At 50.0% G+C, this 23,718-nt stretch carries 22 protein-coding genes; 11 read left to right on the forward strand and 11 right to left on the reverse strand.

Annotated features, from left to right (window positions below):
- Nucleotides 1-141 precede the first annotated feature (141 nt).
- Complete coding sequence (locus BN3003_RS15585) at nucleotides 142-885, reverse strand: SDR family NAD(P)-dependent oxidoreductase (protein WP_058357541.1); 744 nt, start codon at nucleotides 883-885, stop codon at nucleotides 142-144.
- A 321-nt stretch (nucleotides 886-1,206) separates the two neighbouring features.
- Here BN3003_RS15585 and BN3003_RS15590 point away from each other — a divergent pair, with 321 nt between their 5' ends.
- Nucleotides 1,207-1,749, forward strand: a complete 543-nt coding sequence (locus BN3003_RS15590) for a hypothetical protein (RefSeq protein ID WP_058357542.1) — start codon at nucleotides 1,207-1,209, stop codon at nucleotides 1,747-1,749.
- 739 nt (nucleotides 1,750-2,488) lie between these two features.
- On the opposite strand, the gene BN3003_RS15595 is transcribed toward BN3003_RS15590, so the two are convergent.
- Both BN3003_RS15595 and BN3003_RS15600 read right to left on the reverse strand, forming a co-directional pair.
- On the reverse strand, nucleotides 2,489-3,103 hold the full coding sequence (locus BN3003_RS15595; RefSeq protein WP_058357543.1) for a GNAT family N-acetyltransferase: 615 nt from the start codon (nucleotides 3,101-3,103) through the stop codon (nucleotides 2,489-2,491).
- Nucleotides 3,104-3,146: 43 nt separating this feature from the next.
- Nucleotides 3,147-3,668 carry a hypothetical protein gene (locus BN3003_RS15600; protein WP_058357544.1) on the reverse strand — a complete coding sequence of 174 codons (522 nt, stop codon included), beginning with the start codon at nucleotides 3,666-3,668 and terminating at the stop codon, nucleotides 3,147-3,149.
- Between the two features lie 303 nt (nucleotides 3,669-3,971).
- On the opposite strand from BN3003_RS15600, the gene BN3003_RS15605 reads away from it, so the two are divergent.
- Nucleotides 3,972-4,520, forward strand: a complete 549-nt coding sequence (locus tag BN3003_RS15605) for an NADPH-dependent FMN reductase (protein ID WP_058357545.1) — start codon at nucleotides 3,972-3,974, stop codon at nucleotides 4,518-4,520.
- A gap of 949 nt (nucleotides 4,521-5,469) precedes the next feature.
- Nucleotides 5,470-6,930: an alanine/glycine:cation symporter family protein gene (locus BN3003_RS15615; RefSeq protein WP_058357547.1), complete on the forward strand. Its 1,461-nt coding sequence runs from the start codon at nucleotides 5,470-5,472 to the stop codon at nucleotides 6,928-6,930.
- 48 nt (nucleotides 6,931-6,978) lie between these two features.
- Here the strand turns inward: BN3003_RS15615 and BN3003_RS15620 are convergent, their stop codons facing one another.
- Complete coding sequence (locus tag BN3003_RS15620) at nucleotides 6,979-7,938, reverse strand: VTT domain-containing protein (RefSeq protein ID WP_058357548.1); 960 nt, start codon at nucleotides 7,936-7,938, stop codon at nucleotides 6,979-6,981.
- 141 nt (nucleotides 7,939-8,079) lie between these two features.
- Here BN3003_RS15620 and BN3003_RS15625 point away from each other — a divergent pair, with 141 nt between their 5' ends.
- Nucleotides 8,080-8,496, forward strand: a complete 417-nt coding sequence (locus BN3003_RS15625) for a hypothetical protein (RefSeq protein ID WP_058357549.1) — start codon at nucleotides 8,080-8,082, stop codon at nucleotides 8,494-8,496.
- A 266-nt stretch (nucleotides 8,497-8,762) separates the two neighbouring features.
- Here BN3003_RS15625 and BN3003_RS15630 read toward each other — a convergent pair whose 3' ends face one another.
- Together BN3003_RS15630 and BN3003_RS15635 are read right to left on the reverse strand one after the other, a co-directional pair.
- Entirely contained in the window at nucleotides 8,763-9,572 is an 810-nt protein-coding gene (locus BN3003_RS15630) for a siderophore-interacting protein (protein WP_058357550.1), read from the reverse strand.
- Between the two features lie 58 nt (nucleotides 9,573-9,630).
- Nucleotides 9,631-11,259: an ABC-F family ATPase gene (locus tag BN3003_RS15635; protein ID WP_058357551.1), complete on the reverse strand. Its 1,629-nt coding sequence runs from the start codon at nucleotides 11,257-11,259 to the stop codon at nucleotides 9,631-9,633.
- A 261-nt stretch (nucleotides 11,260-11,520) separates the two neighbouring features.
- Between BN3003_RS15635 and dapA the strand changes: the two genes are divergently transcribed.
- The 6 genes from dapA to BN3003_RS15665 are packed head-to-tail and all read left to right on the forward strand — an operon-like array spanning nucleotide 11,521 to nucleotide 16,024.
- Nucleotides 11,521-12,396, forward strand: a complete 876-nt coding sequence (dapA, locus tag BN3003_RS15640) for a 4-hydroxy-tetrahydrodipicolinate synthase (protein WP_058357552.1) — start codon at nucleotides 11,521-11,523, stop codon at nucleotides 12,394-12,396.
- Nucleotides 12,397-12,413: 17 nt separating this feature from the next.
- Complete coding sequence (gene bamC, locus BN3003_RS15645) at nucleotides 12,414-13,532, forward strand: outer membrane protein assembly factor BamC (protein ID WP_058357553.1); 1,119 nt, start codon at nucleotides 12,414-12,416, stop codon at nucleotides 13,530-13,532.
- A 54-nt stretch (nucleotides 13,533-13,586) separates the two neighbouring features.
- Entirely contained in the window at nucleotides 13,587-13,829 is a 243-nt protein-coding gene (locus BN3003_RS15650; RefSeq protein ID WP_058357554.1) for an NGO_0222 family membrane protein, read from the forward strand.
- Entirely contained in the window at nucleotides 13,819-14,457 is a 639-nt protein-coding gene (rdgB, locus tag BN3003_RS15655; protein ID WP_058357555.1) for an RdgB/HAM1 family non-canonical purine NTP pyrophosphatase, read from the forward strand. Before BN3003_RS15650 ends, rdgB begins: the two co-directional genes overlap by 11 nt.
- Complete coding sequence (gene hemW, locus BN3003_RS15660; RefSeq protein WP_058357556.1) at nucleotides 14,450-15,619, forward strand: radical SAM family heme chaperone HemW; 1,170 nt, start codon at nucleotides 14,450-14,452, stop codon at nucleotides 15,617-15,619. The genes rdgB and hemW overlap by 8 nt, the downstream gene beginning before the upstream one ends.
- A 21-nt stretch (nucleotides 15,620-15,640) precedes the next feature.
- Nucleotides 15,641-16,024, forward strand: coding sequence for a RidA family protein (locus tag BN3003_RS15665; protein WP_058357557.1), 384 nt, complete (start codon nucleotides 15,641-15,643; stop codon nucleotides 16,022-16,024).
- Between the two features lie 129 nt (nucleotides 16,025-16,153).
- Here the strand turns inward: BN3003_RS15665 and BN3003_RS15670 are convergent, their stop codons facing one another.
- A complete protein-coding gene (locus tag BN3003_RS15670; RefSeq protein WP_058357558.1) occupies nucleotides 16,154-16,339 on the reverse strand; it encodes a hypothetical protein in 186 nt (61 codons plus the stop codon).
- 349 nt (nucleotides 16,340-16,688) lie between these two features.
- On the opposite strand from BN3003_RS15670, the gene BN3003_RS15675 reads away from it, so the two are divergent.
- On the forward strand, nucleotides 16,689-17,135 hold the full coding sequence (locus BN3003_RS15675; protein ID WP_058357559.1) for a copper resistance protein NlpE: 447 nt from the start codon (nucleotides 16,689-16,691) through the stop codon (nucleotides 17,133-17,135).
- A 79-nt stretch (nucleotides 17,136-17,214) separates the two neighbouring features.
- Here the strand turns inward: BN3003_RS15675 and BN3003_RS15680 are convergent, their stop codons facing one another.
- The 4 genes from BN3003_RS15680 to BN3003_RS15695 form a co-directional block, all read right to left on the reverse strand.
- Nucleotides 17,215-18,552, reverse strand: coding sequence for an MFS transporter (locus BN3003_RS15680; RefSeq protein WP_058357560.1), 1,338 nt, complete (start codon nucleotides 18,550-18,552; stop codon nucleotides 17,215-17,217).
- A 451-nt stretch (nucleotides 18,553-19,003) separates the two neighbouring features.
- A complete protein-coding gene (locus BN3003_RS15685) occupies nucleotides 19,004-19,330 on the reverse strand; it encodes a DMT family transporter (RefSeq protein WP_058357561.1) in 327 nt (108 codons plus the stop codon).
- 62 nt (nucleotides 19,331-19,392) lie between these two features.
- Entirely contained in the window at nucleotides 19,393-20,397 is a 1,005-nt protein-coding gene (bioB, locus tag BN3003_RS15690; protein WP_058357562.1) for a biotin synthase BioB, read from the reverse strand.
- An 82-nt stretch (nucleotides 20,398-20,479) separates the two neighbouring features.
- A complete protein-coding gene (locus tag BN3003_RS15695; RefSeq protein WP_058357563.1) occupies nucleotides 20,480-23,581 on the reverse strand; it encodes an efflux RND transporter permease subunit in 3,102 nt (1,033 codons plus the stop codon).
- Nucleotides 23,582-23,718: the final 137 nt, after the last annotated feature.

The raw sequence follows: 23,718 nt of genomic DNA on the forward strand, positions 1-23,718 counted from the left end.
CATCAGCCACGCATTTCAACTTTCGCATTAGCGCGTTCACAATACAATAATGAGCAAGCATTTTTGCCTTAGCCATAAAACACGGCCTGTAAACCACAGTATCGGGTTTACAGGCCGCTTATTGGTGCGAGCAACACGGTGTTACTGTGCCACATAACCTCCGTCTACCAACACGCTGGTGCCGTTGACAAACGAGGCTTTGTCGCTGGCGAGGAACAACACCACGTTGGCCACTTCTTCGGGTCTGCCCAAACGCCCGATAGGATGTAAGGCCACCAAAGCCTCTTTGCCGGCGGCATCGATGCTGTTCAACAAAGGCGTGTCGATGTAACCGGGCGACACCGCATTGACGCGTATGCCGTATTGGGCGTAATCACAGGCCAGGCTTTGGGTCAGTAATTTCACCCCGCCTTTGGCCGCCGCATACGCGGTCACCGCTTTTTTGCCCACCCATGAGTGGATGGAGCCGCAGTTGACAATCACACCGGCTTGTTTTTTGTGCAACCAATAGGCAATCGCGTATTTGTTAATCAAATACACCGCAGTCAAATTGATGTCTATGGTTTTTTGCCACTTGTCCATGTCCAACACATCTATCGGCGCATCGTCGCCGATGCCGGCGTTGGCAAACACCACATCCAAACCACCGAAACGCTCTATGCAAAAATTCAGCAGATTTTGGTTCGCCGCCGCATCGCGCACATCGATTTTGAAAAACGCGGTAAGGTGACCATTCGCATTCAATTCATCGCTGAGCGCTTGGCCGCGTGTGTCCAAATCGGCAATCACCACTTGCGCGCCTTGTTCACAAAACGCACGCACACTCGCCTCACCAATGCCACTTGCTCCGCCAGTTACCACCACGGTTTTGCCGCTGAATTCCATCTGTACTCCTTCATGTTTGGTTGTGGGTTTCATCCCTAGCCTAATTGATTGCCACCACACCATGTTGACGCGCATCAAGCGACATCGGGACTTAAACAGTTTTAACCTGTGTTGACATGTGGCCTGTAAACATCTTACTGGCTCACAAACAGCGTTCACCTCCCCAACTCATACTCAGATGCAAAAATACGCCGTCCTCGCTTCAAATTGTGTAAACAAGGCTTGATATTGCAGCGCACAACAGGCTATGGTGCGCAAAGCGCGGCGTCCCGGGCTATGCCCACACGCCAACAGATGAACATTTAGCATGAAAGGTAAGGCTTGAACACGCACACTCGTATCCCATCAACATGGCTGCGCGCCATCGCCATCGCGGCGGTGTTGCCATGGCTGGCCGCCTGCGATCAGGTGACCGAAAAAATCGACCAAAAAATTGAGCAAGCCGTGCCCAAAGCCACGGCCGCGCAAAACGAACAAGCAGCCAAGCTGTACCAAGCCTTGAGCCAAAAAGACTATGCCTTAATCATGCAAACAGCCAGTCCAGAATTTCAGGCCGAATTGCAACAATCGTCCAATTCCTTGGCGTTTATGAGTTCGCAAATCCCCGCCGGCAGCGCCCCCGCTGCACCGAGCATGATCGCCATCAACAAAAGCGTGCACACCCAACGTGGCAAGCTGTTAAGCATTACCTACCAATATGTGTATCCAGTGCAATTGGTCAATTTCACCGTGGTCTTTGATGGCGAGGAAGGCTCAACCGTGCTCAAAGGCTTGAACCTCAATGTGCAAGTCAATCCCAACAGCCCTGCACCCACAAACAAGGCACCGGACAGCGCTTCAGCACCCAAGCAACAGGTGATTTAATGCTTACGCTGGCATTAAAAGCCGTTGGATATTGAAGCAGTTGAACCTTACAGGCCGTATGGTTTACAGGCCGCATTAAAGAAAGCCACACGCTTGTGTGGCTTTTGTTATATTGATATTGGACGAATTGCGGCTGGCAGCTGTTGCGCTACGCGTCTACATGCATTGTGTCTGCGAACACTCACATTTGCCTCTCAATCATCAAGAAACACTCAAACGGCCATCATCGCCAAACGGATTAACGCGTCACCGTAGCTTTACAGGCCGCATCTAAGCCGCTTGCAGCATGCCGCTGTCTGTTTCCCGTTAATGCCAATATGCAAACGTGAGGCTTTTGTTATATCGGTGTTGGACGAATTGCAGCTGCTATCTCTTGCGCTACGCGTCTACATCCATTGTGTCTGTGTCACTCACATTCGCCTCTCAATCATCAAGAAATACCCAAGCAATCACCGCAAACATATTGGCGTATCACCGCAGCTTTACAGGCCGTATCTAAACCTTTTGCAGCATGTCGCGTTGCGGTGATTTTTTAGCCATGACCGCGGTCTTGGCCGTGTGGTAATCCTGTATTGACACACAGTATCTACACCCACTCCTGTCTGCTGTTTCAATCTAAAAATACAAAAAGCGCCGCATTTGCAGTGGTCTTATACAATTCCTACCGTTTTACAGGCCGCATAAAAAAGCCACACGCTGTGTGTGGCTTGTTCGTACGTTCTTTCTAATTGCAACAGTATTAAGCCGCACCATCGTAGCGGTGCAACAATTGCTGCATGTGCGCTTTGATGCCGCCATGCCATTCGTGTTGCAACACGCTGTACAACACCGTGTCGCGCACAGTGCCATCGCGACGCAGCGCGTGGTGGCGGATGGTGCCGTCTTTTTTGGCGCCCAAGCGCTCAATGGCTTTTTGGCTGGCAAAATTCAAATTGTCGGTACGCCAACCGACCACGCCGCAATCCAAGGTTTCAAACGCATGTTGCAGCAATAGGTTTTTGCACTCGGTATTCACATAGGTTTTTTGCACCGATTTGGCATACCAAGTATAGCCTATCTCCACGCGTTTAATCGGCGCGATGATGTCGTGATAACTGCTGGAGCCGAGCACGCGCCCACTGGCTTTTTCAATCACCGCATGCGCCAAACGCGTGCCCTCGGCGCGCATTTGCAAGGCCAAATCAATATAGGCTTTGACCTTATCCGGCTCAGGCGCCGAAGTCACCACCAAATTCCACAATTCACCGTCCAACACCGCCTCGCGCAGCCCTTGTTCGTGTTCATACCCCAAAGGCTCTAGCACCAAGCGTTCAGAAGCAATGGTCAAGGCCGGAGGCCATACTGCATTTGTCATGTTTTCTCTCTCTTTTCTCGTTTACAGGCCGCTATTGCGGCAATTATCCGGCAATGGTGCAATTGACGCGCACATTGCCTTGCGCGGTTTGCGTGACCCTACCGCCATCCAATTCGCGTTGGCTAAACAATTGTTTGAGAGCAGGCAGATTGTCTGATATCGACCCTTGCGCCACCCAATAATAGCCAAAACTCTCATACGGCTTGCCTTGCAAATACACCGCCACCTTAATCACTTGCAAACCAAAACGCGGCTGTTGCAATGCCAAAGCCAATTGGCTGCTGCTGCCTTGCTTTAACACCTCGGCCGCACGCACGCCTTGATAAGACACGCCGCCGGCTAGCAGTGTTTGCTTGCTTGCATCGTGACGAAAATGAAAGCGGTCATGTTCATCCGTCACCGCCGTGCTCAAATTCACTATGTGCGTATTGTTGATGTCGCACGTCATCGCTTTGCGACTCAGCCATTGCTCGGCACTGACCACGCTCTCGGCCGCACCGGCCACACCCGCCCACATGCCCAAGCCCAGCAACACATATGCTTTTTTCCACCCCTGCAAACCCATGTCCCATTCCCATCTGCACTGTTGCCAACCCCATACTGGCACAGCGCGAATTTGTCTGGCAAGTTTCCGCTCACAAAATTTGATGTAACGCACCTACGATGCAGCAATATTCAACACAGCATTATTTCGCCGAATTTAAACCATAATGCAGTCTCTGCCTTAATCGTTTACTAAAAGTAAATCATTCTTGCCCATATTGGCATTTCCATTTCATCTTATTTACCTTAGAATGCACAGCTGTTGTGCAATAACAGTAAAAATACTAAAAATCATTTTAATATTACCTTTCAAGAGGCAAAACACATGAACATCGTGGCATTTGGCACCAGTACCAGTCAAAACTCCATCAATCAAAAATTGGCCACTTATGTGGCCGGCGAATTGGGCGACCACCAAGTGCGCATTTTGGATTTGAACGATTATGAAATGCCGATTTACAGCATAGACCGCCAACAAAACGGCTTTCCAGAGCAAGCGCAAGCGTTTTTGGACGAAATCAAAGCCGCCGACGGCATCGTGGTATCGTTGGCAGAACACAATTTGAACTTCTCGACCGCGTTTAAAAACGTGCTCGATTGGGTATCGCGCATCGACATGCAATTCTTAGCCGGCAAAAAAATGTTGGTATTGTCGACTTCTCCTGGCGGTTTTGGCGGCGGCAATGTGATGGAAATCGGTTTGAAATACTTTGGCTTTGCCAAAGGCGAAGTGGTGGCCCATTACTCATTGCCTAGCTTCCAAGACAATTTCCAAGAAGGTGTGATTGTGAACGAAGACATCCAAGCCATCGTCGCCGAAAAAATCGACGTGTTCTTGAACAGCTTGGTCAATACTGAGGCAAGTGTTGCATAATTGCCCAACACCTGTTTGAAAATGCGGCCTGTAAACCCTAAAAATCGGTTTACAGGCCGCATCTTTTATTGCAATGCAACATTTTGCACATTTTCTGGCATTTAAATCGCGCAAAGCCTTGTCTATTGGGCAATGTGCGCCATTCCATTGCCGCATCGCTTTGCATGCTCAGCGCATTTTTATGGCGAATCGGCAATAAACTATGCCGTTTTCCGCACCAATCTGCTGATTCTCATCAAGACACGTTCCGTTTTTGGTTCGATACTGAGGTCGTTTTGAAACAAGTTTGCAGTCAAAAACCCGCAAGCCCAAGACCATTGCAGTGCTTATCGCAGCACCGCGCCATGTCTTTATGATGGCAACAATAAATACACTATCGACCATCGCGCCCAAAACATACACACACATCTTGATCGGCCTGTAAGCAATTACAGGCCGAATTTTTTAGTTTGGTGGCTTGTGCTGTTGAGGATGGCCATATGCTTAAATTGCTCTTAGCAAGGCAGTGGCTACACACTTGAGTGGTTCTTAAAACGTTCTTGAATTGTTTTAAAACCTCCCTGAATTGCTCTTGAAATGCTCTTGAAGCGAGTTTAAAGCGTTCCTGAATTGTTCTTGTATCATGTTTAAAACGCGGTAAAACCTCGCCTCAATATCCCTGAAAAATCACCCAAAATCCGATATTTCACTCCATATTTTCTTAAACATCACTCTATTTCATTCATCATAAAAATAGCTTATTTTTATTTTAATATTCGCAAAAAATTCACGAATTGTGCCGTTTTCGGCAGAACTTTGTTTATTCCCATCAAGACATGATGCTGTATTTGCTTTGATACTAAAAAAGAGAAACCAAGCGATGGGTGGATTATTCCTCGCCCTTAAAAATCGCCTATGAAAAGTTAAAAGTGAATGTATTGATTCACAACAATCATCAAAGGAGACGACAGTGGAGCAATGGGTCAATACCATCGCAGGATATGTTTGGGGCAATGCACTGGTGGTGCTGGCCTTGGCCGTGGGTTTGTATTTCACGGTATTAACGCACGGCGTGCAGTTTCGCTGCTTGGCCGAATCGATACGCTTATTGGCTGAAAAACGCGAATCGGCCGAGGGCGTGTCCTCGTTTCAAGCCTTTTGCATGGCTTTGTCTGGCCGTGTCGGCGTCGGCAATATTGCTGGCGTTGCCACCGCCATCGCTGCCGGTGGCCCCGGTGCCTTATTGTGGATGAATGTGATGGCCTTGCTCGGCAGCGCCAGCGCGTTTATCGAATCGACTTTGGCGCAAGTGTACAAACACCGTGCCGATGGCCAATACCGCGGCGGCTCGCCGTATTACATCGAAAAAGGTTTGAAGCTCAAAGGCTTTGCGGTGTTTGTCGCCATCGTCATCACCTTGTGTTACGGCGTGTTGGTGCCAGGTGTGCAAGCCAATACCATCGCCGATTCGTTTCAAAATGCCTTTGATTTGCCGCCGTACGTGACTGGCATCATCGTGACGGCTTTGTTGGCACTGATTATTTTTGGCGGCGTCAAACGCATTGCCCGTGTCGCTGACAAAGTCATTCCCCTGATGGCTGCGGCTTACATTGTGTTGATGGTGATTATTTTGGGTTCACACCTGAGCCAAATCCCCGACATGGTGGTGACCATATTCAAAAGCGCGTTTGGCATGGATGCTGTGTTTGGCGGTATTGTCGGTCATGCGATTGCATGGGGCGTGCGCCGCGCGGTGTTTTCCAATGTGGCAGGTGCGGGCGAAGCGACATTCAGCTCGGCCGCGGCCGAAGTGTCACACCCTGCCAAACAAGGCTTGGTGCAAAGCTTTTCGGTGTACATCGACACCGTGGTGGTGTGCACCGCCACCGGCTTGATGATTTTGGCCACCGGCATGTACAACGTCTTTCCGGGCGGCGGTGACGTGGCCTTGGTAGAGCACATCCCTGGCGTTGAAGCAGGCACGGCCTATACCCAAGCGGCGGTGAGCACAGTGTTTGCCAACATGGGCAGCGGTTTTGTTGCCATCGCCATCTTTATGTTTGCCTTCACCACTTTGATGGCGTATTACTACATCGCCGAAACCGCCATGGTGTATTTGGACAAAAAACTGCGTTTTCCGGTGTTGAAACTGCTGTTAAAACTGGTGTTTTTGGGCGTGGTGTTTGTCGGCAGCGTGCAATCGGTGAGCATGATGTGGGGTTTGGGTGACATTGGTTTTGGCTCTATGTGTTATTTGAATTTTATCGCCATCGTGTTATTGACCAAACCGGCTTTGAAGGTTTTGCGCGACTACGACAGACAGCGCAAACAAGGCTTAGACCCGGTGTTTGACCCGCGAGTGGTGGGCATAGACAATGCCGACTTTTGGGTAGAATACAGCGACCAACATCAAGCGCAATCCAAGAAATAACAACATAAGCGGCCTGTAAAGCGTTTACAGGCCGCTTTTTTATCTGTGTTACGCTCTTGCTTCAAGTGTCTGGCTTTGCACTTCAGGTTCAGCCATCGCTTGTTGCCACGCTTCTATGCCGCCATTGAGTACCAAGGCTGGCAAACCGCGTTTGCGCAAAATCGCCGCCGCTTTCACCGCCGAAGCATCATTCGGGCAAGAACAAAACGTCACCAATACCTCACTGTCGCGCCAAGCCGCTGGCAAGTCTGCATGCAAAAGGGGTATGGCCACCGCCTCAGCGCCTTCTATGCCCGCCTCCCACGCCATGCCTTCCACTTGGCCGCGCACATCCAACACCTGCACACGAGTAGGCGATTGCAACAAAGTCCACAATTCCAAGGCTTGTATCTTGGGGATGCGTGCGCGCAAACGGTTCATGCGCCAGCGCCGCCACAGGCGGTAAGCGATGTAGAGACTCAGCAACACCAACAATGCCAATACCGCCATGCTGCCAAACTCTGCCAACACCTCCAGCAAACGATTGATTTGGCTGTGAAACAACACGCCCAAAGCCACACCACTGCCCGCCCATAACAGCGCACCAGCAAAATTAAACAGCAAAAACGTGCCCAAACGCATGCCCATCGCTCCGGCCATAGGCGGTGCAAACGTCGACAAACCGGGAATAAATTTGGACAGCAATAAGGTCGCCACACCCGATTTGGCAAAACTCAATTCGCTTTTGCGCACGCAAGTATCGGGCGAGATGGAGATCTTGCACATCACCGCCAAGATGCGTTGCCCATAGCGGCGGCCAGCGTAAAACCACAGCACATCTGCCAGCAACGACGCCAGCGAAGCCAACACCACCGCCAGCAAGGCCAGCAACGTGGTATCGGTGTATTGCGCGCCCGACAACAGCAAAAACGGATACGACGGCATCGGTGCCCCCACTTGCTCAACAAACACCGCCACAAACAATGCCAACAAGCCGTGGGTTTGGTAAAAAGCCAATAAAGACGACATATTTGACTCGATTTTTAAAGTAATTCTATTATATAGACAATAGCAGATGGTATTAAGATGGCTAGCGGAAAACTGGGTTTCTGATAGTGAAAAGCAATTATCACTGGAATAGGAGTTTTTTTATTAACAGATAGGAATGCTATGTACATTACAATAGAGAACAAAAATAAAGAATTCATTGAAGAAGAAATTCTTTCCAAAAAATACATCCCATGCACATGCAGTATTAAATGGGATTTATTTGAAATTTCTTTCCACGAATACCATTTAAAGGATTTAATCTTAGAAGTAAAAGATTTCGATATCCGCCAATTAGGGGAGTATTTACCACTTGGTGCTGGTGGAGAGTGGTATGCGATTACATCAAGCTTAATCACAATCAAAAAACCAGAAAATTCAGCAACAGATTTAATAATCCATGACTTAGGATTGTATGATCATCATGTTGGCTGGCATTGGATGTATTTCGGAGGTGTTTTAACCGATGATTATTGCTGGGACGGTATTGAATCAAGAGAGGATGATGGTCTTATCAAAACGTTTCCATTAAAGCTTTAAGAAAGTTTCGTTTCTAAATACCTAAGCAGTTTTATGACTCTTGTACCTTGCACCTGTGTCAATTGCCTTATTTTGCAATGGTGGACAACTCCATACTGATTTGAAACATACTTGCCTTTATGCCTCTCTCAATCCCAATATGAATTTAAGGCTATTTTCTGCACTCTCAAAAAAGCGGCCTGTAACATATACAGGCCGCTTTTTTGATTAGTGGAGGCAGAACAGGGTTTTATCAATCACATCCACAAACAGTCATGGTCTAACGCTCAATCCTCATGCGGCTCATGGTAAGCGGCCGTGCCCTTGTTCCAATAGCTGGCATAACGCACAGCGTCTTTGTCCCAACCCCCAGCTAAGAACCATTCGCGCAATTGGCGTGCTTGTTCGCGCTCGCACGCAATCCACACTTGCACATCGGTTTTGGGCAAATTCAAGCCATCTAAGGCTGGCAACATAAACGCCTCGCTGGCAGCGGCTTTGCCATTGCGGTGCACCCAAGTAGCAGCCACGCTGGCGGCGCTGGGCAAGGCCACTTCGTCAGCGGCGTTGTTCACTTCGGCAATGACATGGGCTGTGGCAGTTGCTGGCAATTCGCTCAAGCGGCGGCGAATGGCGGGCAAAGCGGTTTCGTCACCTATCAATACATAGTGTTGCAAATCCATAGGCAAGACGATGGAGCCGCGCGGGCCGGCGATGCCGATTTCATCGCCCACTTGCGCACTTTTCGCCCACGATGTGGCAGGGCCAGCGTCGTGGATGGCGAATTCCAAAGCCAAGCGTTCACCAACCAAGTCTATGCCAGTGGGCGTGTATTCGCGCACTGCTGGTTTGGCCACGCCTTCGGGAAACACCACGCCTTTGTCACCGACTTGTGGCAGGTGCAATTCGCCGGCGGCATTGGGGAAAAAGGCTTTTAAATGATCGTCGAAACTGGCGCTGTTGAAACTGCCCAAATCATCGCCGCTAAAGGTAAAACGCTTCAGGCTCGCGCTCAAATCTTCGATTTTTTCCACGCGCAAACGGCGGATTTTGATGTCGTGACGCACACGTTGCAATTTAGTTTGACTGCTACTCATTCTCATTACTCCTGTTTAAAAAAGCGGCCTGTAAGCGTTTACAGGCCGCTTTTAATGCTTAAATCACGCCTTTTTTAGACAAATACGTTTCGTAATCGCCTAAGAAGTAGTCGTAACCGCCATTACCGTCCAATTCCAAGATTTGCGTGGCCAAAGAGCTGACAAACTGACGGTCGTGCGAAACGAAAATCAAAGTGCCAGGAAATTTGTCCAAAGCCATGTTCAAAGACTCGATGCTTTCCATGTCCATGTGGTTGGTCGGTTCGTCCATCACCATCACGTTTGGTTTTTGCAAAATCAATTTGCCGTACAACATGCGGCCTTTTTCACCACCAGAGAGCACACGCACGTTTTTGGTGACATCGTTGCTGCCAAACAACAAACGGCCCAAAGTACCGCGGATGACTTGCTCGTCGTCGCCTTCCAAACCCCATTGGCGCATCCAAGTGGTCAAGTCGTCGTCGCAATCAAAGTCGTTTTCGTGATCTTGTGGATAGTAACCAATATTGGCTTTTTCCGCCCATTTCACCGAGCCTTGGTCCGCCACCACGCCTTCGGCATATTCAGGTTTGAATGCGCCCGCGAGCAGTTTTAACAAAGTGGATTTACCGGCGCCGTTCGGGCCGATGATGGCCAAGCGCTCGCCCGCTTCCATGATGAAATTGATGTCTTTGAACAATTGCTTGTCAAAGCCTTTGCTCAAGCCATTGATTTCCACCGCTTGACGGTGCAATTTGGCTTTTTCATCCGGTTCAAAACGGATGTAAGGGTTTTGACGGGTAGACGGTTTCACTTCCACCATTTCGTCTTTGATCTTGTCCGCTTGTTTCAAACGTGACGTGGCCTGACGCGCTTTGGATTTGTTGGCAGAGAAACGCGCCACGAATTCTTGCAATTCTTGCAATTTTTCTTTGGCTTTGGCGTTGTCTTTCATCGCACGTTCACGCGATTGGGCGCTGGCCAACATGTAATCGTCGTAATTGCCAGGGTAAGTGGTCACGGTGCCGTAATCCACGTCGGCGGTGTGGGTACACACTTCATTCAAAAAGTGACGGTCATGTGAAATGATGATCATGGTGGAATCGTATTGATTCAAAGTGTCTTCCAACCAGCGGATGGTGTTGATGTCCAAGTTATTGGTTGGCTCGTCCAAGAGCAATACATCTGGTTTGGAGAACAAAGCCTGCGCCAACAACACGCGCAGTTTGAAACCCGGTGCCACTTCGCTCATGTTCGCTTGGTGTAAGGCTTCTTCTATGCCCACACCCGACAACAAAGCACCGGCACGTGCTTCGGCGGTATAGCCATCGTATTCAGCAAACTTGCCTTCCAATTCGGCCGCGCGCATGTAGTCGTCTTCAGTGGCTTCCATATTGGCATAAATGGCATCGCGTTCGGTCATCGCAGCCCACATTTCAGTGTGACCCATCATCACCACGTCCAACACACGCATGTCTTCATACGCAAATTGGTCTTGGCGCAATTTACCCAAACGCACACCATTTTCAATCGCCACCTCGCCACTGGTTTGCTCCAAGTCCCCACCCAAGATTTTCATAAAAGTGGATTTGCCTGAGCCATTGGCACCGATGAGACCATAGCGGTTGCCCTCGCCAAATTTCACCGACACATTTTCAAACAAAGGCTTGGCGCCAAACTGCATGGTCAAATTGTTCGTGCTGATCACGTTGGTGTGTCCTTCAAAAAACGGTTAATCAATATCAAAACGGGCTATTTTAGCACGTTGTGGGCTTATTTTGCTGTATCAAGCGTTTTTGTATGTGAGTTCTTAGCCAAAACAAATCAATTATTTAAGCTGGGTAGCTTGGCATCTTAACTTAACTTAAATCATTCAAAACACTTCAAAACTTTGGCAGCGCTTAAAAATACGCTACAATTGCCAGCATTTTCTAAAAAACGACTATTGGTAGTTATTAAGGCTCATAACATGATTAAAGGCAGTATTGTTGCCATCGTCACCCCGATGCACGCAGATGGTGCGGTGGATTTTGAACGTTTCAAAAACCTGATTGATTGGCACATAGACAACGGTACCCAAGCCATCGTACCTGTAGGTACCACTGGTGAAACCGCGACTTTAAGTATGGACGAACACTTGGCTGTGGTTGAGTGTGCCGTGAAACACGCCAATAAGCGCATCCCAATTATTGCGGGCGCAGGTGCCAATAACACCGCCGAAGCCATCCATTTGTCACGCGAATGTGAAGCCTTGGGTGCTGATTACACCTTGTCTGTGGTGCCTTACTACAACAAACCTTCACAAGAAGGCATCTACCAACACTTCAAAACCATCGCTGAGGCGTCTGCCATTCCGATGATTGTGTACAACGTACCGGGTCGCACCGTGGTAGACATGTCCAATGACACCATTTTGCGCTTGGCCGAAATTGACAACATCGTTGGCGTGAAAGAAGCCTCGGGTGACATCGCCCGCGCTTGTGATTTGGTCAAACGCGCACCTGCTGATTTCAATTTGTTGTCTGGCGACGACAATACCGCTATGGCATTCATGTTGTGTGGTGGCCACGGCGTCATCAGCGTGACCGCCAACGTTGCACCACGTGCCTTCAGTGCCATGTGTGATGCTGCTTTGGCCGGTGATGTGCTCAAAGCACGCGAGTTGAATAACCCATTGCAAGCCTTGCATCGCGATATGTTCTGTGAAGCCAGCCCTGCCCCAGCCAAATGGGCGATGGCACAATTGAACATCATCGAGCCGCATTTGCGCTTGCCTATTTTACCGATGACGGCCAATGGCGAAGCCCAAGTGCGACTGGCCATGCAAGAAGCAGGCTTAATCTAACCATTTTAGGGGTAAGGATGAACAAAACCGTACAACTGACCATCGTGGCCGCCAGCTTGATTGGCTTGGCCGCATGTTCTAGCAGTAAAAAAGAAGATTTGAATTACAAATCGACTGTGAAAGCGGAAAAAACCCGTTTAGACGTCCCACCCGATTTAACCGACCCTAACCAAGGCAATCGCTATGTGATACCAGCCGGTTCAGGTGCGGTGCGTGCCAGCGACGTTAACCGCGCCAATGGCCAAAAAGTGACCAAAGCCGACCAAAAAGTGTTGGAACAAATCAGCAATATGCGCATGACCAGCGATGGCAGCCAACGCTGGTTGGTGATTGATGGCGTGAACGCGCAAGAAATCTGGCCACAATTGAAAGTGTTCTGGCAAGAAATGGGCTTTACCATCGGTTCAGAAGAGCCGGGCATCGGTTTTATGGAAACCGACTGGGCGGAAAACCGCGCCAAATTGCCTAACGATGGTTTCCGTTTCTTATTGGAAAAAGTCGGCTTGGGCAGCGTGTACTCGACTTCTGAACGCGACAAATTCATTTCGCGCATGGAACGCACCGACAAAGGCATACGCGTGTCATTTGTGCACAAAGGCATGGAAGAGGTTTACACCAGCCGCAGCAAAGACAATACCGTGTGGCAACCACGCCCTAGCGACCCTAACTTAGAAGCCGCATTCTTGGGCCGCTTCATGCAGCGTTTTGGTTCTAGCGAAGAAGCGATTAAGCAACAATTGGACAGCACCAAAACTGCCGCCGCCAGCGAATTTGCCACCATTGATGGCAAGAGCGTCATCGTTAAAGGCGATGCCGAGCGCAATTGGCGCCGTGTGGGCTTGGCCTTGGACCGCGTTGGCTTGACCGTGCGCCAAGTGGAACAGTCGCAACGCATTTACATCGTGCAACCGACTACCGCCGAAAGCGCCGCTGTCAGCAATGAAAAACCGGGCTTGTTCAAACGTGTGTTCAGTCGCAAGAAAAAAGAAACCGCGACCGTGCGCGACAACTTGGTGGTGAAATTGGTGCCAGTACAAGGTGGCGACCGTTTGGTGATTTTGGACAAACACGCTGCGCCTTATGAAGGCAGTGACTTAAATCAATACTTAAGCCGTTTACAAACCGAATTGCGTTAATGTTGCGACTTCTTGCCAAGGCAGCTTCAGGCTGCCTTTTTTAACGATATGACTATGAAAACCAATCTTGTTCGCCGCGCCTTATTGGCAGTGGTGTTGTTCACTGTTTTGTTTGCACTGTTGATGGTGGCAGCCGCGTATTTCTGGACGCACGACAGTGGCCGCGTGGCCATCATCTGCTTCATCGCCGCTTTTGTCTCCATGCTGTGCCAAATCGGCAGCATCTTGCTGTTTGCCCGCCACAAGCAAAAACAGGCGTGGCTGCAACAACAAAGGAAAACCAACGATGTTCAATGAAATCGTGTTGGCCAGCAACAATGCTGGCAAATTGCGTGAATTCACGGCTTTTTTCGAGCCTTACGGCGTTAAAGTCATCCCGCAAGGGGAATTGAACGTGCCTGAGTGCCCAGAGCCGCACTGCACGTTTGTGGAAAATGCCTTGGCCAAAGCGCGCCATGCCAGCTTGGTTACAGGCCGCCCTGCTTTGGCCGACGATTCAGGCATATGCGCCACCGCTTTAAATGGCGCACCCGGTGTGCATTCGGCTCGCTATGCCGGCGAACACAAAAACGATGCCGACAACAACACCAAACTGGGCTTGGCCTTGCAAGGTGAAGCCAATAAAGAAGTGTGGTATGTGTGCGTGTTGGTATTGGTGCGTTCGCACGACGACCCACAACCGATTATCTTAGACGGCGTGTGGCAAGGCGAATGGCAAGACGAGGCGCGTGGTGACAATGGCTTTGGTTACGACCCGCATTTTTATGTCACCCAATACAAGCAAACCGCCGCCGAAATTTCCACCACGCTGAAAAACCGCATCAGCCACCGTGGCCGTGCCATGTTGGGCTTGATGCAAAAAATGGACGAGTTGTTTCACTTACACGGTTTAGAAGTGCCAGAAAAAGCGTTTTTCAATGATTGAGTTTCATCCCTTAGGCAGCGGCCTCACCGCGCTGCCGCCGCTGTCTTTGTATGTGCATCTGCCTTGGTGCGTACAAAAATGCCCGTATTGCGATTTCAATTCGCACCAATCCAGTTCCGACGGTTTACCTGAAGACGCGTACATCAATGCCTTATTGCAAGATTTGGAACACGAGTTGCCACACATGTGGGGCCGCGCGGTTGAAACCATCTTCATCGGTGGCGGCACGCCCAGCTTGTTTCAGGCCGCTTCAATAGACAAACTGCTCGCGGGCATCCGTGCACGCGTGCGCTTGTTGCCGAATGCCGAAATCACCATGGAAGCCAATCCGGGCACGTTTGAGCAAGAGCGTTTTGCCGGTTTCGCACAAGCAGGCGTTAACCGCTTGTCCTTGGGTGTACAAAGCTTTCAGCCTGAGCATTTGCACGCCTTGGGACGCATCCACGATGACAAACAAGCGATTGCGGCAATAGAAGCGGCCTGTAAACTGTTTCCACGCTTCAATGTTGACTTGATGTATGCCTTACCGAATCAAAGCCTAGAGCAAGCGGTGCGCGATGTGCAAACCGCCATAGACTTGGGTGCACCGCATGTGTCGGCTTACCAATTGACGCTGGAACCAAACACAGCGTTTGGCCACACGCCACCGAAAAACCTGCCAGATGACGATGCGCTTATCGACATCGAAGAAGCGGTGCACGCGACCTTGTTACAGGCCGGCTTTACGCGCTATGAAACCTCAGCGTTTAACCGTGATGGTTTGCCGTGCCGTCACAACGTCAATTACTGGCAATTTGGCGACTACATCGGCATAGGCGCGGGTGCGCATGGCAAGATTTCTTACCATGACAAAATCGAGCGCACAGTGCGGGTGCGCCATCCGAAAGACTATTTGGCTGGCATTCAAGATGGCAGCGCCATCAAGCGCGAACGTGTGGCGCCAGAGGCCTTGCCGTTTGAATTCATGCTCAATGCGCTGCGCCTCATCGACGGTGTGCCCAGCTATTTCTATAATGAACGCACCGGCCTGAATTTTGGTACAATCGCTCACGCAGTGAAGAACGCGACCGAGCACGGCTTGTTGGACAAAAATCCAACCCGTTTGCAAACGACACCATTGGGTCAGCGTTTTTTAAACGATTTACTGCAGTTGTTCTTATAATCCATTCAAAAAGGAAGCAGCATGAGCAAACAAATCATTCACACAGACAAAGCCCCTGCCGCCATTGGCGCTTACTCTCAAGCGGTACGCGCAGGCAATACCGTGTGGATTTCTGGTCAAATCCCTTTGGATCCAGCAACTGGCGACGTGGTTGCCGGTGGTTTTGCTGAACAAACCGAACAAGTGTTCAAAAACTTGGCTGCTGTGATTGAAGCAGCAGGCGGTACGTTTGACCAAGTGGTTAAAATCAACGCTTATTTAACCGATTTGGCTAACTTTGGTACTTTCAACGAAACCATGGCCCGTTACATGAACCAACCTTACCCAGCTCGCGCTGCGGTAGGCATCAACAGCTTGCCTAAAGGCGTGTTGGTTGAAGCCGAAGCCATCTTGGTTTTGGAATAATTCCGATTCGGACTTGAAAAGCGGCCTGTAAGTGTTTACAGGCCGCTTTTTTATATTTATACAGCTTAAAACTGTAATGGACTCACTCAGCACATGTCCATACACAGTCTGAACTGGTATGTTCCCGCCCTAGCCACACCATTTGGGCACGCAAAACATCAACACTTCGATTACCAATACGGCTATCAACACCGGCCAACGCTGTTTCTTGGGCAAACATTTGGATATGATCAAACTGCTACAGCCCAACAACAATAGCAAACGCAGCCAATAACTCCATTCTAAGATGTGACTGATGTCGTTCACCACATTCATGCCAGCCTCGCCGCGCTGATACAGGACGCATCCCTATAAGCGCACACACCTGCCCTCAGCGGCCATGCGCTGTAGTCAGGTTGTGCTTGTGTTTGGCTGTCCATATTGGCAAACCCAGTCTGAATTGGTGATGCGCTAAATTCTGCCTGAGTTGGGTCGGGGTTTTATTGCGCTTGGTCATTTGCGCGGTATTTATTCTGGCTTATGCTGTCGCTGCAACACCCAATACGCATACCAACACATTCATGCATACTGGGTTAAAAATCCTCAATTCATGAAAATACCACTGCCAAACCATCGCGTTTACATTACCCTGCTGTGGTATCTTCAGCCCTTGACGAAAGACACTATGAAACTCTCCCTGTTCTTGCTCGCCTTGCCTCTGGGATTGGCGGCCTGCCAAAGTGGCACCACCATCACCTTGCAACCACCGATTACCATCAACAATGCGGTGGACAGCGCCCACACTGCCGAAAATTCGCTTGATTGGTCAGGCAAATACTTGGGCATCTTGCCTTGTGCCGATTGCGAAGGCATCTACTCGCAATTGACGCTGCAACAAGACAAGACTTTCGTGTTAGAAGAGCATTACATGAAAAATGGCCTAGCCTTGCACCCCAGCAAAATCAGCGGACGCTTTGCCTTTGATGCCAAACAACCCAGCTTAATCCGTTTGGCCGCTCCCAATCAAAACCGTGTGTATTTCATCGGTGAGGGCTTTGCCGAAGTGCGCGATGCCCAAAGCGGCAAGCGGCTTTCAGACAAGTTGAATTACCGCTTGCTGCAAGTGCGTTAAACCCATACCCAAGCGGCCTGTAAACCTCGATGAGGGTTTACAGGCCGCATTAGGGACTAGAAAACGACAACAACATTGCTTAAGCCTTGGCTTGCTCCACCGATACCGCTACCTCTTTTTTGCCTTTGGCGATGAACAACACCGCAAACGTGGCAATGATGGCAGGAATGGCGAAGACCATGAAGTTGGTGCTGTGTGGCAATTGCATCGCCACCAACCAGCCGCCCAAAATCGGACCAACAATGGCGCCAATGCGACCCACGCCCGAAGCCCAACCGATGCCAGTCGAACGGATTTTCAATGGGTAGTAAATCGCCACATAGCTGTACAACACGATTTGCGTACCTATCGTGGTCGCGCCGGCAATGGTCACCAACACATACAATACCGGCACCGGCGCTTTATAGCCCAAGCACACAAAGGCAGCGCTGCCGAGCAATAAGAAGGCCACCAATACCGCTTTGATATTGAGTTTGTCTGCCAACCAACCGCCACCAATGGCACCAATCATCGCGCCGATGTTCATCGCAAACAAGAAGCTCAAGCCCGCTTTCAATTCATAACCGGCTTGCTCCATGAATTTCGGCAACCATGTGCTCAAGGCATACGTCATCAACAAGCAGCAGAAAAAACTCACCCAAAAAGCCAAGGTGCTGACACCGCGTTTTTCAGCAAACAATTGACCCACGGGCACCACACTCTTTTTCACCACAATTTCTTCGCGCACCAATTGGTCTTCCGCCGCAATGCGCAATTCTGGCGCGACTTTAGGCAAGATGCGGCGCACTTCGGCCTCATTGCCGTGGCGCATCAAGAAGCCCAAAGATTCAGGTAAGAATTTCAAAATCAATGGTAACAATAACAAAGGAATAATGCCCAAGTAAAACATCCATTCCCAACCAAACGTCGGCACAATCATCATGCCCAAACCGGCTGACAACATACCACCGATGGCATAACCACTGAACATCAACGACACCATGGTAGAGCGCATGCGTTTTGGAGAGTATTCAGCCATCATCGCCACCAAATTGGGCATGGCGCCACCGATGCCGATACCGGCGACAAAACGCAAGAATGCAAACTGGGTCGGATTTTGGGCAAAGCCGCACAAGAAGGTAAACAAGCTGAACAAAACCAAGCACAAGGCAATCATTTTTTTACGGCCGTAGCGGTCGGCCAAAGAGCCCAAACCCATTGCGCCTATCATCATGCCAAACAAGGCAATGCTGCCCAAGAAGCCCGCTTCTTTTGCCGACAAACCCCATTGCGCCACCAAGCCCTTCATGGCCACGCCGTAGATCACCAAGTCATAGCCATCAAAAATGATGACCAACATGCACCAAAACAATACGTTCATGTGAAATGGGGTGAACTTCGCCTCATCGATCACCTGATTAACATCTATGCTCCTCATCTGAATGGCTCCTTGTCGACAATTTATCGTTATAAAAAATGAATTAATATTCACTTAATCTAAATATACGGAGTTTTCGGTTTTTAGGTCAATGTTTATTTTCGACCCATTCATAATAATGTTTAAAATTAAATGAATTTAAATTGAATAATTACAAAAAGTTAAAAATATTTTTTGGTGAAAATAAATTTTATAAAATGAAATTCATTCACATGAATCAAAGCTTGAAATGGAATTTTCCATGTAACATATTGTCAACAATCATTCAGACTCAGATTAATAAAACAGAGTTCTATCGCCACAGAGTCTTGATGCTTTGTGCTTGCTGAGCACCATGTCGAGATATCACTCAATGTGATTCAAATAGACATTCAAAACAGCAATACCAACTTACTAACCACAAAAAAGCGGCCTGTAACAATTACAGGCCGCTTTTGTGAAATCTAGCGCATCAATGGCTGGCTTTAGAAAACAGCTGTATCACCACCACGCCAATCAGAATCAGGCTCATGCCGATGATGGCGGGCAAATCCAAGCGTTGTTTGAAGAAAATCCACGCCACCACTGAAATCAATACGATGCCCATGCCCGACCAGATGGCGTAGATAACCCCTGTGGGCATGTGGCGCATGGTCAAGGACAGGCAATAAAACGACACGCCATAACCAATAACAGTGACAACCGATGGCCACAATTGCGTAAAGCCATTGGATGCTTTCAAAGCGGACGTGGCAATCACTTCCGCCACGATGGCGATGATTAAGGTCAGCCAAGCCATAATACCCTCTTGTAATATTGTTGATGCACTAATGTAGCAGCATCAAGCCACAAACAAAAGTGCTATTGTGCTGCTGCCAAGGCCAATGGCTGCAAATCCAATTTGTCCATCAACACGCGATCAACATCGTCGGCAGGGTTTTCAGTGGTCAGCAACACATCGCCATAGAAAATCGAATTGGCACCGGCCATAAAACACAGCGCTTGTGTGGCTTCGGTCATGCCTTTGCGCCCTGCAGACAAACGCACATAGCTTTGCGGCATGATGATGCGCGCCACGGCAATGGTGCGCACAAATTCGGTCCAATCCAAATCTTCGGCATCGGCCAAAGGCACGCCTTCGACTTTGACCAATTGGTTAATCGGCACCGATTCGGGTTGTGGGTCGAGATTAGCCAAGCTGGCGAGCAAACCGGCGCGGTCTTTGCGCTGTTCTTGCATGCCGATGATGCCGCCACAACACACTTTCATGCCCGATTCACGCACCTGACCCAAGGTATTCATGCGGTCGTCAAATTGGCGTGTGGAAATGATGTCGGCGTATTTGTCTGGAGCGGTATCGAGATTGTGGTTGTAATAATCCAAACCAGCGGCCTGTAATTGCTCGGCCATATCGTCTTTGAGCAAGCCAAACGTGCCACACGTTTCCATGCCCAAGGCTTTGACTGCGGCAATGATTTCGGTCAGATTGTGCATGTCACGTTGGTGTGGGCCACGCCAAGCGGCGCCCATGCAAAAACGGCTGGCGCCGCGCTCTTTGGCGATTTTGGCTTTGGCCACGATTTCCTCAATTTGCAGCAAAGCCTGTTTTTCCACCCCAGTATCGTAATGCGCCGATTGCGGGCAATACGCACAGTCCTCGGGGCAACCGCCGGTTTTAATCGAAAGCAAACTCGAAAGCTGAATTTCATTTGGATTAAAATGTTCACGGTGGACTTGCGCAGCACGAAACACCAAATCCATAAACGGCAAATCGTACAATTCTTCCACCTGACACACGCGCCAATATTGGGCGCTGGCATGAGGAGTGGCGTTGTTTGGGGTATGTAAAATCACTTCTGATTGCATTTCTCAATCCTGTTATTAACTGCTGTGTGGCTTTGTTAAACTGTGATTGAACGAAATAGTTCAATCACAGGCCACAAAAAAGTCAATTATTTACAGGCCGCTTCAGCAATGAGCGTATCCACACAAAGAATAAGGGCACAAATAACAAGCCCAATACCGTCGACAAGACCGTGCCGCCCAATACCGCCGTCCCGATGGCAATGCGGCTGGCGGCACCGGGACCGGAGCTGATGGCCAAAGGCAATACGCCAAAGCCAAAAGCCAATGAAGTCATGATGATGGGTCGCAAACGCATGCGCGCCGCTTGCAAGGTGGCATCCCACAAAGCGAGGCCACGGTTTTGCAATTGCACCGCAAATTCGATGATTAAGATGGCATTTTTCGCCGCCAAACCGACCGTGGTCAACAAGCCGACTTGGAAAAACACATCGTTGTGCAAGCCGCGCACAAACGTGGCCAATAAAGCGCCCAAGATGCCCAAGGCTGCGGCCAAAATCACCGCCAAGGGGATGCTCCAGCTCTCATACAAGGCCGCCAAACACAAAAACACAAACAAAATCGACACCGCATACAGCATCGGTGCTTGCGCGCCGGCTTTTTGTTCTTCCAACGAAGCGCCCGTCCATTCAAAGTCTATGCCATCGGGCAGTTGGCTGACGATGTTCTGCGCCTCGCGCATGGCTTCGCCTGAGCTGACACCGTCTTTGGCTGTGCCCATCAATTCCATTGCTGGACTGCCGTTATAGCGTTGCAATTGTGGCGGCGCCACTTCCCAACTGATGGTGGTAAACGTCGACAGCGGTATCATCTGTCCCAAGGCATTGCGCACTTTCCACTCGCCGATGTTTTCAGGCTGCATTCGATACGGTGCATCGCCTTGCACATACACGCGCTTAACGCGGCCATTGTGGATGAAATCGTTGACATACGAGCCACCCAAGGCTTCGGCCAATAAGCGATTGACGTTGTCGGTATCAATTTGCTGCGCCGCGGCTTTTTTATCGTCTATGCTGATGTTTAACTGCGTGCGGTCATCTTGATTGGTGGTGCGGGCATTGCGCAAATAAGCGCTGTTTGAGGCCAAGGCGATAAACTGGTCTTTGGCCGCCACCAATTGCTCATTGCCCAAGCCATTCATGTCTTTGAGCATCAAATTCACGCCCGTGGCCGAGCCCAAGCCACGCACGATGGGCGGCATGCTGACAAACACCTTGGCATCGGTGCGCTTGCGCATTGCCTTATTGGCGCGCTCTTCCAGTGCTGCTGCCGATTCAGACGCTTTGGTGCGCTCGTTCCATGGTTTCAGGCCGATCAGCAAACGGGCGGCACCTTGGTTACCGTTCAAACCGGTGACCGCATTGACGGTTTTGACTTCAGGCTGTTTTAAAAAATAATCGTTGATGTCGCTCACCGTCTGCTGCAAACGCGCATCGGTCGCCCCTGAAGGCAAAGTCACCGACACATTCAAGATGCCTTGGTCTTCTTCAGGCAAAAACGACGACGGCAAAAAGGCGAACAGCAATCCGCACAACAGTAAGATGCCGACAAACGCCGCCAACATCGCCTTGGAATGGCGCAATAAAGCATGCACCGTGCGTTGATAGCCTTGCGCCAAGCGCTCAAAGCCGCGATTAAAACTGGCAAACAGACGCCCGAACAAACCCAAGCTTTTGCCAGTGTGCGCTTTGGGTTTGAGCATTTGTGCGCACATCGCTGGCGTTAAGGTCAGCGCCACCAATACCGAAAAACCCATGGCGGCGATGATGGTGATGGCAAATTGGCGGTATATCACCCCAGTCGAGCCGGGGAAAAACGCCATCGGCACAAACACCGCCGACAGCGTCATGCCCACACCGATTAAGACCGAAGAAATTTCTTGCATAGACACTTGCGTGGCGGTTTTGGCATCGAGTTGCTGCTCGTGCATCACCCGCTCGACGTTTTCCACCACCACGATGGCATCGTCAACCAACAAGCCTATGGCCAAGACCAAGGCGAACATGGTCAAGGTATTGATGGAATAGCCACACACCGCCAACACCCCAAACGTGCCCATCAACACCACCGGCACCGCCACCGCCGGTATCAAGGTAGCGCGCCAGTTTTGCAAGAACACATACATCACCACTACCACCAACACGATGGCTTCGATTAAGGTAATCACCACCTCTTCTACCGAGGCTTTGACAAACGGCGTGCTGTCTTGGCTGGTGGTAGCGTGATAGCCTTTGGGGAAATTGGGTTCCAATTGTTTAATCTTGGCGCTCACCGCCTCGGCCACGTCCAAGGCATTGGCGCCATCGGCCAAAATAATGCCCAACGCCGCGCCATTTTTGCCATTGAGCTTGGTTTGCACATCGGCGCTTTCCGCGCCCAGTTCTACCCTTGCCACGTCTTTTAATTGAACAATGCCGCCATCGGGCGAGCTTTTGACGATGATGTCTTCAAATTGCGCCACCGTGCGCAATTTGCTGCGCGCTTGTATCGGCACGTTCAACATTTGCGCATCGACCGCCGGCAATTTGCCCAATTGTCCCGCCGACACTTGCGTGTTTTGGCTGCTGATGGCGGCGCTGATGTCAGATGGCATCAATTGGTATTGTTCCAGTTTGTAAGGGTCTAGCCACACCCGCATTGCATACGGGCTGCCATACAATTCCACCTCGGCCACGCCATCTATGCGCCCCAACACATCCATGACATTACTGGACAAATAGTCACCGATGTCGACTTTGCTGACTTTGGGGTCGTCCGAAGTGAACATCCACGTCATCAAAGTGTCTTGTCCACCTTTGGTCACGCTCACGCCTTGGTTTTGCACCGAATCGGGCAGGCGCGACAAGGCTTGTTGCAACACGTTTTGCACCTGCACTTGTGCCACATCGATGTCGGTACCAGGGGAAAACGTCAAAGTGGTGCGGGCACGACCGGCCGAATCGCTGGTGGAATTCATGTACATCAAGCGATCGAGGCCTTTTAACTGCTGCTCGATTACCTGCACCACCGAATCGTTGACGGTTTGGGCCGAAGCGCCAGTGTAATTGGCACTGATGGAAACGCGCGGCGGCGCGATGTCGGGATATTGTTCTAAGGGCAGCGATTTGATGGACAAAATGCCCAAAAAGACGATGAAGATTGCGAGCACCCATGCGAACACGGGCCGTTTGATGAAAAACAAAGCCATGGTTTATACAGTCGAATATCTGACAGAGTTGCTAAGAAGAAGCCGCCAACACACGACCACCCACACGGTGCATTGTAAACCCATCACCGACCTTATTGATAATGAATCTTGTTAATATTTGTCAAATCCAGCACAAA

It is taken from the genome of Vitreoscilla massiliensis (assembly GCF_001457815.1).
Classification (GTDB): Bacteria; Pseudomonadota; Gammaproteobacteria; order Burkholderiales; family Neisseriaceae; genus Vitreoscilla; species Vitreoscilla massiliensis.